This is a genomic window from Aquiluna borgnonia, from assembly GCF_013283855.1.
In the GTDB taxonomy this organism is placed as follows: domain Bacteria; phylum Actinomycetota; class Actinomycetes; order Actinomycetales; family Microbacteriaceae; genus Aquiluna; species Aquiluna borgnonia.
On the sequence record NZ_CP054056.1, the window covers coordinates 1,007,908 to 1,022,096 of the forward strand.

The 14,189-nt window shown below is 56.1% G+C and carries 16 protein-coding genes; 8 read left to right on the top strand and 8 right to left on the bottom strand.

The genetic code is table 11. The features are described from left to right. The first annotated feature begins 3 nt into the window (after positions 1-3). Genes HRU87_RS05175 through HRU87_RS05185 form a run of 3 tightly spaced genes read left to right on the top strand, consistent with a single transcriptional unit; the run spans position 4 to position 2,299 of the window. A complete protein-coding gene (locus tag HRU87_RS05175; protein WP_173493863.1) occupies positions 4-321 on the top strand; it encodes a rhodanese-like domain-containing protein in 318 nt (105 codons plus the stop codon). Next, positions 321-653: a rhodanese-like domain-containing protein gene (locus tag HRU87_RS05180; RefSeq protein WP_173493864.1), complete on the top strand. Its 333-nt coding sequence runs from the start codon at positions 321-323 to the stop codon at positions 651-653. The genes HRU87_RS05175 and HRU87_RS05180 overlap by 1 nt, the downstream gene beginning before the upstream one ends. Next, positions 653-2,299 carry an FAD-dependent oxidoreductase gene (locus HRU87_RS05185; protein ID WP_173493865.1) on the top strand — a complete coding sequence of 549 codons (1,647 nt, stop codon included), beginning with the start codon at positions 653-655 and terminating at the stop codon, positions 2,297-2,299. Before HRU87_RS05180 ends, HRU87_RS05185 begins: the two co-directional genes overlap by 1 nt. A gap of 37 nt (positions 2,300-2,336) precedes the next feature. Here HRU87_RS05185 and serA read toward each other — a convergent pair whose 3' ends face one another. Genes serA through ilvD form a run of 7 tightly spaced genes read right to left on the bottom strand, consistent with a single transcriptional unit; the run spans position 2,337 to position 9,807 of the window. After that, positions 2,337-3,932 carry a phosphoglycerate dehydrogenase gene (serA, locus tag HRU87_RS05190; protein ID WP_173493866.1) on the bottom strand — a complete coding sequence of 532 codons (1,596 nt, stop codon included), beginning with the start codon at positions 3,930-3,932 and terminating at the stop codon, positions 2,337-2,339. Between the two features lie 56 nt (positions 3,933-3,988). Continuing rightward, a complete protein-coding gene (locus tag HRU87_RS07190) occupies positions 3,989-4,111 on the bottom strand; it encodes a hypothetical protein (RefSeq protein WP_281359124.1) in 123 nt (40 codons plus the stop codon). Positions 4,112-4,168: 57 nt separating this feature from the next. After that, positions 4,169-4,708 carry a dihydrofolate reductase family protein gene (locus HRU87_RS05195; RefSeq protein ID WP_173493867.1) on the bottom strand — a complete coding sequence of 180 codons (540 nt, stop codon included), beginning with the start codon at positions 4,706-4,708 and terminating at the stop codon, positions 4,169-4,171. Between the two features lie 53 nt (positions 4,709-4,761). Further along, positions 4,762-5,787 carry a ketol-acid reductoisomerase gene (gene ilvC / locus HRU87_RS05200; RefSeq protein ID WP_173493868.1) on the bottom strand — a complete coding sequence of 342 codons (1,026 nt, stop codon included), beginning with the start codon at positions 5,785-5,787 and terminating at the stop codon, positions 4,762-4,764. 37 nt (positions 5,788-5,824) lie between these two features. Beyond that, positions 5,825-6,331, bottom strand: coding sequence for an acetolactate synthase small subunit (ilvN, locus tag HRU87_RS05205; RefSeq protein ID WP_173493869.1), 507 nt, complete (start codon positions 6,329-6,331; stop codon positions 5,825-5,827). A 2-nt stretch (positions 6,332-6,333) separates the two neighbouring features. Further along, positions 6,334-8,088 (bottom strand): acetolactate synthase large subunit, encoded by a 1,755-nt coding sequence (locus tag HRU87_RS05210; protein ID WP_246247214.1) that lies wholly within the window; start codon positions 8,086-8,088, stop codon positions 6,334-6,336. A 27-nt stretch (positions 8,089-8,115) separates the two neighbouring features. Continuing rightward, the gene (ilvD, locus tag HRU87_RS05215; protein WP_173493870.1) at positions 8,116-9,807 is read right to left on the bottom strand and encodes a dihydroxy-acid dehydratase; all 1,692 of its coding nucleotides are present in this window, start codon (positions 9,805-9,807) and stop codon (positions 8,116-8,118) included. A 39-nt stretch (positions 9,808-9,846) separates the two neighbouring features. Here ilvD and HRU87_RS05220 point away from each other — a divergent pair, with 39 nt between their 5' ends. From HRU87_RS05220 to HRU87_RS05240, 5 genes are read left to right on the top strand one after another with little or no spacing between them, the layout of a single operon-like run. Beyond that, entirely contained in the window at positions 9,847-10,740 is an 894-nt protein-coding gene (locus HRU87_RS05220; protein WP_173493871.1) for a phytoene/squalene synthase family protein, read from the top strand. After that, positions 10,737-12,299, top strand: a complete 1,563-nt coding sequence (gene crtI, locus HRU87_RS05225; RefSeq protein ID WP_173493872.1) for a phytoene desaturase family protein — start codon at positions 10,737-10,739, stop codon at positions 12,297-12,299. Before HRU87_RS05220 ends, crtI begins: the two co-directional genes overlap by 4 nt. Beyond that, on the top strand, positions 12,296-12,607 hold the full coding sequence (locus tag HRU87_RS05230) for a lycopene cyclase domain-containing protein (protein WP_173493873.1): 312 nt from the start codon (positions 12,296-12,298) through the stop codon (positions 12,605-12,607). Before crtI ends, HRU87_RS05230 begins: the two co-directional genes overlap by 4 nt. Then, positions 12,592-12,891, top strand: a complete 300-nt coding sequence (locus HRU87_RS05235; RefSeq protein ID WP_173493874.1) for a lycopene cyclase domain-containing protein — start codon at positions 12,592-12,594, stop codon at positions 12,889-12,891. Before HRU87_RS05230 ends, HRU87_RS05235 begins: the two co-directional genes overlap by 16 nt. After that, positions 12,888-13,739: a prenyltransferase gene (locus HRU87_RS05240; RefSeq protein ID WP_173493875.1), complete on the top strand. Its 852-nt coding sequence runs from the start codon at positions 12,888-12,890 to the stop codon at positions 13,737-13,739. Before HRU87_RS05235 ends, HRU87_RS05240 begins: the two co-directional genes overlap by 4 nt. Here HRU87_RS05240 and HRU87_RS05245 read toward each other — a convergent pair. Further along, the gene (locus HRU87_RS05245; protein WP_173493876.1) at positions 13,732-14,175 is read right to left on the bottom strand and encodes a SprT-like domain-containing protein; all 444 of its coding nucleotides are present in this window, start codon (positions 14,173-14,175) and stop codon (positions 13,732-13,734) included. The genes HRU87_RS05240 and HRU87_RS05245 overlap by 8 nt on opposite strands. Positions 14,176-14,189 lie beyond the last annotated feature (14 nt).

The following is a 14,189-nucleotide window of genomic DNA, read 5'->3' on the forward strand; positions in this document are numbered from 1 at the left end:
AAAATGGCACAGGAAGTAACAATCGACGAACTAGAGAGCGCAATCGACAACGGAGCTTTTGTTCTGGATGTCAGGGAGGCCGATGAGTTCCAGGCCGGCCATGTCCCAAATGCCCGCCACATTGCCCTGAATACTGTTCCTGATCAACTTGCTCTAATCCCTGCGGACAGCAGGATTTGGGTGATTTGCCAGGCTGGCGGCCGCTCAATGAAGGCCGCAAATTTCCTTGAGGCTCAGGGTTACGACGTGGTTTCCGTTGCTGGAGGAACTGGGCAGTGGATTGCCGCGGGTAAAAAGGTCTCGTTTGAGGAAAGCGTCTAGTGGGACTGTTCGACTTTTTCAAAAAGAAGTACCAGACCGTCTCCCCGGCTAAGGCCAAAGAGGCTCAGGATGCGGGCGCCCTTCTAATTGACGTTCGGGAGTCTCATGAGTACCGTTCTGGCCACGCTCCTGGGGCAAAGCACATTTCGGTTCAGGTAATCGAGCGTCGTCTAGGAGAGATCCCGAAGGAGCGACCCATCTTGGTGATGTGCCAGTCGGGTATGCGCAGTCAGCGGGCCGCTGAGATCCTCAGCCGCAACGGGTACCAAGTAATGAACGTCTCGGGTGGAATTGTGAACTGGCAGCGAGCTGGAATGAAGGTAGTGAAGTAATGAAGGTAGTCATTGTTGGCGGCGTCGCCGGAGGTATGTCTGCGGCAACCAGGTTGCGTCGACTGAGGGAAGATGCCGAAATCATCATCTTCGAGCAGGGTCCCCACGTCTCATATGCAAACTGCGGGTTGCCCTACCACGTAGGAGAGGTAATCCCAGCGGAAAAGGATTTGCTGCTTCAGACTCCGCAGTCCTTGAAGAATCGCTTCAATCTGGACGTCCGGGTCAACTCAAGAGTCACCAGCATCAACAAAGAGGCCAAGACCGTAGCAGTCAAGAACCTGCAGACCGGTGAGACTTACACCGAGAGCTATGGCTCCCTGGTGCTCTCCACCGGAGCAAAACCCCGCATGGTTCCCATTCCGGGCCTAGAGCGCGCGGTGGTGCTGCGCGACGTACCCGATGCCGTAAAAATCAAGGAACTTGTTGACCAGAAGAAGATCTCCTCTGCCGTTGTAATTGGTGCTGGGTTCATCGGTGTCGAGCTCGCAGAGAACCTTCAGCACCGCGGGATTCAAACCACGATCGTGGAGTTCCGCGAGAACATCCTGCCGCAGTTTGACCCCGAGATGATTGAGCCGATGCAGGCCGAACTAGTCAAGCACGGCATCAAACTTGCTCTATCCTCAGAGACAGCTGAAGTCAGAGAAAAGACTCTCGTCCTAAAAGACGGCCGCGAGTTTGATGCTGACCTCGTTGTAGCCGCCATCGGCGTGGTTGCCGACCACGAGTTGGCAGTAAACGCAGATCTAAAGATTGGCCCGGCCGGCGGCATCTGGGTGGACGATCAGATGCGCACCAGTGACCCCAACATTTACGCAGTCGGTGACGCAGCTGAAAAGACGAGTGCTATAACCGGTCAAAACCAAATGATTTGGCTGGCTAACCTCGCGAATCGCCACGGCCGCTTGGTAGCCGATGTGATTGCCGGAGAGAGAGTCGCTGCACGAGCTTCGATTGGAACCGGAATCATCGGTGCCTACGGCATGGCGGCAGCCCTAACCGGCTTGACTGAAGGCCTTGCTAAGCGCATGGGCATCCCCCACCAGGTGATTCACCTGCACCCGGGCAGCCACGCTGGCTACTATCCGGGGGCCGAGCGAGTCTCACTGAAGGTGCTGTTCGACCCAGAAAGCGGCAAGTTGCTTGGCGCCCAAGGTATTGGTAGAGACGGTGTTGACAAGCGAATTGACGTCATCGCCACTGCTATTTACGCAGGTTTGACCATTGACGATCTAATGAACCTTGAACTGGCTTACGCTCCTGCTTTTGGAAGCGCCAAGGACGCCATCAACCAGACTGGTTACGTTGGAAATAACGTCCGCGAGGGTAAGACTCCCAACATTCAGTGGCACGAGGTTGAAGCTGCCCAGCAGGCAGGCGCCGTTGTGGTTGACGTTCGCACCGAGGGTGAACACCAGGCTGGAAATATTCCAAATACGGAACTGATTCCAGTTGATTCGCTTCGCAATCATGTTGCTGAACTAATGGGCAAGGACGTGATTGTGACCTGTGAGGTTGGACAGCGCGGTCACACCGCCACCCAGATTCTCAGAAGTCACGGCATCAAGGTGCGAAACCTCGACGGTGGCTACACCACCTGGCGCTCAGGCATGGATGCTCGCGAAAGAGCGGCTCAAAAGTAGAAAAAGAAAAAGGGCCCCAAGGGGCCCTTTTTTTCAACTAGTAGCCTTCGGTGAGCGATATGGCCTGCATCACATCGGCCTGAATCTCAACCCGAAGGGACTCGAGAATCTCACTGGATACCTCGGTGTCAACGGTGATAACGCTCAGTGCTTTTCCGCCTTTTTGCTGCCTGGCGATAGTCATGGCTGCAATGTTGATGCCTGCCTCGGCAAATGCCTTGCCGTAGACGGCAACGATGCCTGGGCGGTCTTGGTAGATCATGACGACCATGTTCTCGGCCATCGAAAGCTCAACATCGTAACCGTTGATGGACACGACCTTCTGGTGGTGTTTGGGGCCAATCACCGTTCCACCGGCTGAAACCACAGAACCGTCGGAGAGCACAGCCTTCAAGGTGGTTACGTTGCGGTATTCATCGCTCACTGAGTCCTGGGTGAGACGGACCTCAACGCCGCGCTGTTCGGCAAGAAGTGGGGCATTTACGTATGAGACCTGCTCGGTGACCATGGCCTGGAACAAACCCTTGAGGGCAGCGAGCTTCAGGACGGTGACGTCGTGTGCCGCAATCTCACCCCGAGCCTCAAATTCAACGGCAACGATCGAGGTGTGGGAAAGTCCCGCCACAATCTGACCCAGCTTCTCGGCCAAGGCAATTCCGGGTTTCACCGATGGATCAATCACGCCACCGGCAACGTTCACGGCATCGGGAACTAGGTCTCCGGCCAGAGCCAGGCGAACAGACCTGGCAACCGAGATACCAGCCTTCTCCTGAGCCTCATCGGTAGACGCTCCTAGGTGAGGGGTGACCAATATGTTTGAAAGCTCCAGTAGCGGTGAATCCTTGGGCGGTTCGTTCACAAACACGTCGAGCCCGGCACCCGCGATTCGGCCAGATTTCAAAGCTGCGTAGAGGGCTGCCTCGTCGATGATTCCGCCTCGCGAGCAGTTGACGATGCGAAGGTTTGGCTTTGCGATTGCGAATTGATCCGTTGAAATCATGCCGGTGGTTTCCGGAGTTTTTGGGATGTGGATTGTGATGTAGTCGGCACGCTTCATCATCTGATCCATGTCGACCAGTTCGACACCAATCTGTTCGGCACGGGCCTGAGTGACGTAGGGGTCGTAACCGATCAGGCTGACACCAAAACCAGCAAGACGCTGTGCGACGAGTGTTCCAATGCGGCCAAGGCCGATGATTCCGATGGTCTTTTCATATAGTTCTACCCCGGTAAATTGGCTGCGCTTCCACTGTCCGGCCTTCAGCGATGCGTTGGCATCGGGAATGTGACGAGACAGGGCCATCAGCTGGGCGATAGCTAATTCGGCGGCCGAAATAACGTTTGAGGTTGGTGCGTTTACCACCATGACACCGGCATTAGTCGCAGCCTTGATGTCCACGTTGTCCAAGCCCACGCCAGCTCTGGCAATGACCTTGAGCCCTGGGGCGGCAGCGATGGCTTCCGCGTCCATCTTGGTGGCAGAGCGAATCAGAACCGCGCTTGTTCCCGCTAGTGCTGGAAGCAGCGCCGAGCGGTCTGCCCCGTCTACGTTGCGGATTTCGAAATCTGGTCCGAGCGCCTCGAGTGTGGCGGGGGACAGCTCTTCAGCAATGAGAACAACGGGCTTAGACAATGGCAAACCTAACGTCAGGACCGACAGCGATGGGGATTGCTAAAGTCTAGCGGCGATTAGTCCCTGGCGCAGGTGCAGAGCTGGTCGTTCGGTACGCCAGCGAGGGCTTCTTCAACGTGCTGGCCGCAACCCTGCCAGGTGATCTTGCCGCAGTCGTAGCACATAGCCTGAGAACACATAATTCATCCTTTGGTCGAAAAACAAAAATACCCTACTGCAAAATACCCCAGGGGGTATTAGTTTTTCTGCTTTTCTAGGCGCAATTCAGTCAATCCAGATGCGTAGCTTTTGCTTTGAATCAGATTGAACTGCTCCCTGACCGTCGAACCCTTGAAGAGCCGGATACCTGAGCTGAGGATGTCCGGGGCAATAAAGAGGCGAAGCTCATCTATCAGCCCCATTACCAACAAGGTGTCAACCAGCATGGCTCCTCCCCCGACAAAGAGGTGCCCGGGGTGTTTGGCCTTTATCGTTGCAACAACCTCGCGTAAATCACCCGAAATAAAGTGCAGGTTTGGGATCCGCAGTCCATCAAATTTCAAAGGCTGCTCGGTCAAAACGTAGGTTGGCAGGATTCGATCCAACTCAGGTGTGGTCTGAAGTTCAAACTCAAAAGTCTTGCGGCCCATCAGCACTGAACCGGAGGAGGAAATCAGTTCCATCCAGCCAAAGTCCTCATCCTCGGAGAGATACTTTTCGGCCCAGCCCATCTCTCCACCCTCAGCTGCCAGATAGCCGTCGAGGGAAATGACACCGTAAAAAATGGTTTTGAACATTGGTTCAGGATAGTCAAAAGCCCCCGATTGCTCGGGGGCTTTTGATGCTGTTCCTAGCGGGCTGCGCTACCTTCCTGGTAGTCGTCATCCTGCTTGATCCAGCTGAACAGCTTGCGCAGTTCGCGACCGGTGGCCTCAATCGGGTGAGCCTCACCCTTGGCGCGAAGGGCCTTGAACTCCGGTGCTCCAGCATCCTGGTCGTCAATGAAGCGCTTAGCAAAGGCACCGGTCTGGATGTCGGTTAGGACATCCTTCATGTGAGCCTTGACCGAAGGATCAATTACGCGTGGGCCGGAAACGTAGTCACCGTACTCCGCGGTGTCGGAGACGCTCCAACGCTGCTTGGCAATTCCACCCTCGTACATCAGGTCAACAATGAGCTTTAGCTCGTGAAGCACCTCGAAGTAGGCGATTTCTGGCTGGTAACCAGCCTCGACCAGGGTCTCGAAACCGTACATAACCAGCTGAGAAGCGCCACCGCAAAGAACTGCCTGCTCGCCGAACAGGTCGGTCTCCGTCTCCTCGGTGAAGGTGGTCTTGATGGTTCCCGCGCGGGTACCGCCGATGGCCTTTGAGTAGGAAAGTCCAACCTGCATTGCGGTTCCGGTAGCGTCCTGCTCTACGGCAATCAGGTTTGGAACACCCTTGCCCGCAACGTACTCGCGGCGCACTAGGTGACCTGGGCCCTTTGGGGCCACTAGGAAAACGTCAACGTCCTGGGGAGGAACGATGTAGCCGAAGCGAATAGCAAATCCGTGGCCGAAGACTAGGGCGTCACCAGGCTGCAAGTTTGGCGCAATGTCATTGGTGTAGAGGTCACGCTGCTTTGGGTCTGGTGCCAGCACAACGATAACGTTGGCCCACTTGACTGCCTCAGAAGGGGTCAGGACGTTCAAGCCCTGCTCCTGTGCCTTGGCACGGGACTTGGAACCCTCTGGTAGTCCAACTACGACGTCTACGCCGGAGTCCTTGAGGTTGAGGGCGTGGGCGTGGCCCTGAGAGCCAAAGCCCAGCACGGCGACCTTGCGGCCCTGGATGATGCTTAGGTCAGCATCCTTGTCGTAAAAGATTTCTGCCACTTTTTTCTTTTCTCCTTGGGTTGTGGGTGAAGCTTATTTAGCGAAGGACTTTTTCGCTCATGGACTTGGAGCCTCGCGAAATTGCAATGGCTCCGGACTGAACGAGTTCTTTGATGCCGAATGGCTCCAGCACCTTCAGAAACGCTTTGCACTTTGCTGAGTCGCCGGTGACTTCGATTACCACTGAGTCGCTTGAAACATCAATGACTCGGGCTCTGAATAGCGTAACGGCTTCGAGGACCTGAGAGCGAGTTGAGGCGTCGGTTTTAACCTTGATCAGCATGTGGTCCCTGGCGATCGATGTGTCCGGCTCTAGCTCAACAATCTTGAGCAGGTTGATTAGCTTGTTGAGCTGCTTGGTGACCTGCTCTAGGGGCTGGCCATCGAGGTTCACCACGGCGGTGATTCTGGAGAGCCCTTCGAGTTCGGTCGCACCTACGGCGAGCGACTCAATGTTGTAGCCGCGCCTTGCGAACAAGGCTGCCACGCGAGTCAAAATTCCTGGTCGGTCTTCAACCAGTAGGGATAGTACGTGCTGGCTCATTTTTACTCCTCACCGTCCCAGATCGGGGCCGCATCTCGGGCGTACTGCACGGCGTCGTTTGAGACACCGGCTGGAACCATTGGCCACACCATGGCGTCTTTACCAACGATGAAGTCGATAACTACGGGGCGGTCGTTGGTCTCCATCGCGAGCTTGATGGCAGCGTCGATTTCATCCTCGCGCTCAACACGGATTGCCAGGCAACCGTAAGCATCGGCAAGCTTCACAAAGTCCGGCACCATTAGCGAGTCAGTTCCGGTGTGCAGGTCGGTGTTTGAGTAGCGCTCGTTGTAAAACAGCGTCTGCCACTGCCGAACCATGCCCAGCGAAGAGTTGTTGATAATGGCGACCTTGATTGGAATGTTGTTGATGGTGCAGGTGGCCAGCTCCTGGTTGGTCATCTGGAAGCAGCCATCGCCATCGATTGACCAAACCAGGCGGTCTGGCATCGCAACCTTGGCGCCCATGGCAGCGGGAACCGAGTAGCCCATGGTTCCAGCACCGCCTGAGTTGATCCAGGTGTTGGGTTTTTCGTACTTGATGAACTGGGCAGACCACATTTGGTGCTGGCCTACTCCCGCACAGTAGATGGCGTCTGGGCCACTTAGCTCACCGATTCGCTTGATGACGGTCTGCGGCGCGAGCTTGCCATCGTCCAGATCCACATACCCGAGCGGGTAGCGCTCCTTGAGGCCGTTGATGAACTGCCACCAGGCTTCGTAGTTTGGCCTCATGCCGCCAAGCTGCTTCTCAATTTCCGCAGTCAACATGGCAATTACCACTTTGGCATCGCCCACAATCGGAACATCCGCATGGCGAATCTTTCCAATTTCGGCTGGGTCAATGTCAACGTGAATCACCTTGGCTCCGGGTGCGAAGCTCTTGACATCGCCGGTGACCCGGTCATCAAATCGAGCCCCCAGGGTAATGAGCAAATCCGCCTTCTGCAGGCCGGTGACCGCGGGCACGGTACCGTGCATGCCGGGCATGCCGAGGTGGTTTGGGTGAGAATCAGGGAAAGCACCTCTGGCCATCAAAGTTGTGGTCACTGGAGCGCCAACCAACTCCACCAGCCTTGCCAGCTCGGCGTGAGCCTGGGCACGGATTACGCCGCCGCCAACGTAGAAGATTGGCTTTTGGCTCGAGAGAATCAGCTCGGCAGCGGCCTGCACCTGCTTACCGTGCGGGTCACTGACCGGCTTGTAGCCCGGCAGGTCAACTTTAGGTGGCCAGGAGAATTCAAACTTCTTGTTTTGCGCATCTTTGGCAACGTCCACCAGCACCGGACCGGGCCGGCCGGTGGTGGCAAGCTCGTAGGCTGCCGCAATGACGCCGGGGATGTCCTCGGGGTCGGTTACCAAGAAGCTGTGCTTGGTAATTGGCATGGTGATTCCGACAATGTCTGCCTCTTGGAAAGCGTCAGTGCCGATGGCGTGCGAGTTGACCTGTCCGGTAATTGCCAATAGCGGAACCGAGTCCATCATGGCGTCCATGATCGGGGTGACGAGGTTGGTCGCTCCCGGCCCGCTGGTTGCAATGCAGACACCCAGCTTGTTGCTGGCAGCAGCGTAACCCTCAGCCGCGTGGCCAGCACCCTGCTCGTGACGCACCAGAATGTGGCGAATCTTTTTGGAGTCCATCAGCGGGTCGTAGGTTGGCAGAATGGCGCCGCCAGGCAGACCAAACACAGTGTCAACGCCCAGCAGTTCAAGCGAGCGAATGATGGCCTGTGCTCCGGTGAGCATTTCCTTAGACATCTAGTCCTTCTTTGTTCTTATGGCGACTTAGCCGCAGTATGCACCTTCTGCGGCGGAGTGCACGAGCTTTGAGTACTTTGCAAGAACACCGCGGGTGTAGCGCGGTGGCAACGGCTGCCATTCAGTTTTGCGGCGAGCCAACTCAGCTTCGTCGACCAGTAAGTCAAGCGAACGAGCTGCGATGTCGACACGAATAATGTCTCCATCGCGAACCAGAGCAATTGGTCCACCGTCGGTGGCCTCTGGAGCAATGTGTCCGATGCACAGGCCGGTTGTGCCGCCTGAGAATCTTCCGTCCGTCAATAGTAGGACATCCTTGCCCAATCCCGCACCCTTAATCGCTCCGGTGATGGCAAGCATCTCGCGCATGCCCGGGCCGCCCTTTGGCCCCTCGTAGCGAATGACAACCACGTCTCCGGCCTTGATCTCACCGCGCGACAGTGCCTCCATGGCACCAGCCTCCCGCTCGAAGACTCGAGCTGGACCCTCGAATGAGGCCAGGTCGAATCCGGCAGTCTTAACGACTGCGCCATCTGGGGCAATAGTGCCGTGCAGCACGTTGATGCCACCATTGACGTGGATTGGGTTGTCCATGGCCCTGATGATTTTGCCGTCTGGATCAGGTGGATTGATGTCAGCCAAGTTCTCCGCAACCGTTTTGCCTGTCACCGTCAGGGCATCACCGTGGATCAACCCGGCATCTAGCAGCGCCTTCATCAGCACTGGAACGCCACCAACCCGATCGACATCGTTCATTACAAACTGGCCAAATGGCTTCAGGTCACCCAGGTGGGGCACCTTGTCGGCAATTCGGTTGAAGTCAGAAAGCTGCAGATCAACCTCGGCCTCGCGAGCAATTGCCAACAGGTGAAGCACTGCGTTGGTGGAACCTCCGAAGGCCATGGTCACCGCAATAGCGTTCTCGAACGCCTTCTTGGTCATGATCTGCCGGGCGGTGATGCCCTTTGCAATCAGGTTCACAACCGCCTCGCCAGAGCGGTGAGCCCAGGCGTCACGGCGACGGTCGGCCGATGGTGGCGATGCTGAGCCTGGAAGGCTCATGCCCAGAGCCTCACCAACGGAAGCCATGGTGTTTGCGGTGTACATACCACCGCAGGCTCCCTCGCCAGGGCAAATGGCTCGCTCGATACGATCGACATCCTCTTGGCTCATCTTGCCGGCCTTGCAGGCTCCGACGGCCTCAAACGCGTCGATGATGGTGACCTGCTTCTCGGTGCCGTCGGTCAGCTTCACCCAGCCCGGAGCAATTGAGCCGGCGTAGAGGAAAACCGAAGCCAAATCCAAGCGCGCAGCCGCCATGAGCATCCCCGGCAGTGACTTATCGCAACCGGCAAGCAAAACCGAGCCGTCTAGACGCTCTGCCTGCATCACGGTCTCAACCGAGTCGGCAATTACCTCTCGGGAAACCAGCGAAAAGTGCATGCCCTCGTGGCCCATCGAAATGCCGTCGGAGACAGAAATAGTTCCAAATTCCAGCGGGTAACCCTTAGCCGCGTGCACGCCCATCTTGGCAGCGTCTGCGAGGCGATCAAGGGAAAGGTTGCAGGGAGTCACCTCGTTCCATGAGGAAGCGACACCGATCTGGGGTTTCTCCCAGTCTTCGTCTCCCATACCAACGGCGCGGAGCATGCCGCGGGCGGCAGCGCGCTCAAGTCCGTCGGTTACGGCAAATGACCTTGGTTTCATCGAGTTAGGCATGTTTTCAATCCTATCCCCCGCAGCTAGTAGCCTTAGAGCGTGGAAAGCCAAGACACGACCAAGGTCCCGACTGGGCTGCACCTTTACAACCTCGCTGCTCATCAAGCCAGCAGAGAGGTTATTTATAGCTATTCGACCTCGTTTGGACTTGCAACCAGGTTGCTGGATAGCTCAATTAGACACCACGTCGAGAACATCTACGCCATGGTCCGAGTGGCCGATGAAATAGTTGACGGATCCGCCGCCGAGGCAGCCTTGCGGGAACCCAGCATCAACCCTTCGGTCGAGCTGGACAGCTTTGAGGCTGAGACCTACCGGGCAATGGAGCTTGGCTACAGCACCAACTTGGTGTGTCACGCGTTTGGGCAGAGTGCTCGTGAGGTCGGTATCGGCAAGGACATTGTTGAGCCCTTTTTCTATTCAATGCGTCAGGACCTAACTGAGTCAGAGCACGACCAAGCATCTTTTGATCGATACGTTTACGGATCGGCAGAGGTAGTTGGACTGATGTGCCTGGCGGCCTTTGTACATGGTAGTAAGTTCAGCACCGAGGAAAAGGTGACCCTGGTCAAAGGTGCTCGCGCTTTGGGGGCCGCTTTCCAAAAGGTCAACTTTCTGCGGGATTTGGCAGCTGACTTCAAGCGCTTGGGGCGCTCCTACTTCCCAGATGTAAATGTCAATAATTTCGATGAGCAAACCAAGGCCAGACTGGTTGCTGACATTGAACAGGATCTCAAGACCTCTGCCGCCTCACTACCGCTGCTTCCCGGCTCAGCAAAGAGAGCAGTGACCGCGGCGCAGCTGCTGTTTGGGGAACTGAACCAGAAGATTTCCAAAACCCCGGCCGAGGAGCTAATCAATCAGAGAATCAGCGTGGGAACGCTTTCCAAGCTGTGGTTGTTGGCAAAGGCACTACTAGGAGTGAAACCATGAGTCAAAAAACCGCAATTGTGATCGGTGGTGGCATTGCCGGCCTTTCCACCGCAGCCCTGCTGGCTAAAGCCGGCATGAAGGTAAAGCTGTTTGAGGCTCGCGAGGGGCTGGGCGGTCGCGCCCAGATGTGGGAGAAGGATGGCTTCCGCTTCGACATGGGGCCGAGCTGGTACTTGATGCCGGATGCTTTCGAGCAGTTTTTCAACCTGATGGGCACAACTGCCGCCAAGGAGCTCAACCTCACAAGGCTTTCCCCCGCCTACCAGACCTTTGAGGAGGGCAACCCAGAGCCACTGGTGCTCTCAAACAAGCTCGAAGAGGTTAAGGCCCTATTCGAATCCCAGGAGCCAGGCAGCTCTAAGCGGCTTCAGGACTACCTGGACAGCGCCCAGGAGGCTTACGAACTCTCCGTGAAGCACTTTCTCTATACGAACTTCAAAGACCTGAGAAGCTTTCTGCACCCCGAGGTCTTGGCAAAGCTCGGCAAGTTCGTGAAACTTCTGCTGACCTCGCTCTATAAGTTCTCCTCCCAGTACGTCAGCAATCCCACGCTCCTGAAGGTGCTGAACTTCCCGGCGGTATTTCTAGGTGCTTCGCCCTACAACACCCCGAGCATGTACCACCTCATGAGCCACGTGGACATGAATCAAGGTGTGTTTTACCCGCAGGGAGGCCTGCACACCGTCATTGAGGCCACCGCAAGGTTAGCCAAGCAGCACGGCGTCGAGATCCACACCTCATCCCCGGTAGCAAAGATCTTGACTTCAGCGGGCAAGGCGGTTGGAGTCAGGGTTGGTGCCGCTGACTACCTCGCCGACGTCGTGGTCGCGAGCGCCGATCTGCAGTTTGTTGAGACTCAGCTGCTGGAACCCAGTGAGCAGTCATTCCCGCAGAGCTGGTGGAACAAGCGTCAACCAGGACCCTCCGCACTGCTGCTCTACTTAGGAGTGAAAGGCAAGATCCCTCAGCTGCAGCACCACACCCTGCTGAACACCGCAGACTGGGACAAGAATTTTGACGCCGTGTTCCGCAAGGCCGACGGCAAGTCGATCATTCCATCTCCTGCCTCCCTCTACATCTGCATGCCCTCCAAAACTGACCCGAGCGTGGCGCCCGAGGGTATGGAGAACATCTTTGTGCTGGTGCCTATTGCCGCAGACCCCGCCATCGGAGGTGCCGGAGACGAGCGCTTTGAAGCCGCAGCGGACCAGGTGATTGATCAAATTGCAACCTGGTGCCAGATTCCTGATTTCAAGGAGCGCATTGTCCTTCGCCGCAGCTTTGGTCCGAGGGACTTCAAGGCTGAGCTCAACGCCTGGAGTGGCACCGCCCTTGGAATGGCTCACACCCTCGGACAGAGCGCATTCTTCAGGCCCAAGAACTACTCAAAGAAGCTCAAGAATCTGTTCTACGTTGGCCACAACACCATTCCGGGCATAGGTTTGCCAATGTGCCTAATCGGTGCCGAGTTGGTTTACAAGCATCTGACCGATGATCGCAGCGCAGGGCCAATTAAGGGTGAACTCAAGCCGGTGAAGGTCTTCAAAGGCCTAGCTTGAACCTGATTTACCTCAGCGCCCTTCTGGTCTCAATTCTCGGGTTGGGGCTGATTGACCTTCGTCAGCGACTAGCTCTCCCAGTCGCTCCCCTGCGCACTGTCGTCACCATTGGGTTTGCCGTTGGGATTTTTCTGGTTTGGGATTTGGTGGGCATCGCCCTGGGTATCTTTTTTCGCGGCCCAACTGAGTTTCTTACCGGAATAACTCTGGCAAATGAGCTTCCGCTCGAAGAGCTGTTCTTTTTGATTTTGCTGAGCTACACGATTCTGCTGGCCTACCTTGGAGCTAAAAAGTGGCTTCGGAGCTGAGCTACCTCGCAATTGCCATGCCACCGGTACTGGTGATGCTGGTACTGGGCCTGGTGCTGAGAAGTAAATTGCAGCTGAGAGCCCTGGTGGTAGCTGCTGTGGTTGTGCTTGCGATGACCGCGGTGTTTGACAATCTGATCATTTGGGCAGGGATCGTCGCCTATGACCAGACGCTGATTTCAGGGGTAAAGCTTGCACTTGCCCCGATAGAGGACTTCTCCTACTCACTGGTTGGTCTAATACTTATCCCACTGGTTTGGGAGCTTTGGGAAAGAAGAAAATGAAGCTGCTGGGGAAATTGTTCTGGTCATCCAGGCCGATCTCCTGGGTCAACACTGCATTTCCGTTTGCCGCCGCATACTTCTTCACCACCGGAAAAATCGACTGGGTTTTGATCCTCGGGTCAATCTTTTTCCTCATCCCATACAACCTGCTGATGTATGGGGTGAACGACGTCTTTGACTACGAGAGTGATTTACGAAACCCGAGAAAAGGCGGCATCGAGGGTGCGCTGCTGGATCCAAAATTTCACCGACCAACACTGATTGCAAGCTTTGGCATGGCGTTGCCCCCTGCCATGGCCCTGAGTTTTGTGAACCCAACCGCCACGGCAATTCTGTGGTTTGTGCTTTTTATGGTTGTCGCTTACAGCCTGAAAGGTTTGCGGTTCAAAGAAATACCTTTTCTAGACTCCCTCACTAGCGCCATTCACTTCGTGGGTCCGGCGGCGGTTGGCCTTGCGATGGCGGAGGCAGAGCTGGAGGGTGAGATTACCCTGGCCATGGTGGCCTTTTTGATCTGGGGCATGGCCTCTCACGCTTTCGGTGCGGTGCAGGATGTCCGGGCAGATCGAGAAGCTGGCATCAAATCAATTGCCACTGCCATTGGAGCTCGCGCCACCACCAGGTTGGCATTTATTGGCTACCTGGTGGCCGCCGCCCTTACCCTCACCCTCCCCGATAGATTTGCTTTCTCAGCCCTGGCAGCCGTTCCCTATTTATTTGTGACCCTCAGGGAGTGGAACATTGAGGACTCAAACTGCGAGCGGGCCAACCGCGGTTGGAAACTGTTCATCGGTCTGAATTTCCTAGCCGGAGCCATAATCAGCTCACTGCTAATTGGGCCTAGCTGATTTCCTGCCAGCTGATCAGGTAGCGCCTTGAGAAAACTGGAGCGCAACCCTTGCAAGACAGAGCTCGACTTGGCCTTCGGGAACGAAAATGCTCGTGCCCCTGGGGACACAACCCCCGGTACTTTGCCGAACTCTTCGCTATGGCATTGCCATCGATTCGTTGGTGCAGGTAACCCAGCTCGGTTGCCTTAGCTCTCCAAATTGGTCCGTGGCCAGCCTGCTGCCCACAGAGTGCGTGGGCAATTTCATGCAGTAAGACCTGCTCAATTTGATGAATTTCGGAGACTTGAACCAGATGCCTTGAGATCGTGATGCGGCGCTTGGAGTAGTTACACAATCCCGCTCTGCGCACCGCTCGATCGAAGCCAAACGAGTAGTTGATCAGGCCATGCCGCTGGAAAAGCTGATCGGCCAACTCACTTACTTCACTAAACACCCGCCAAGAGTAAC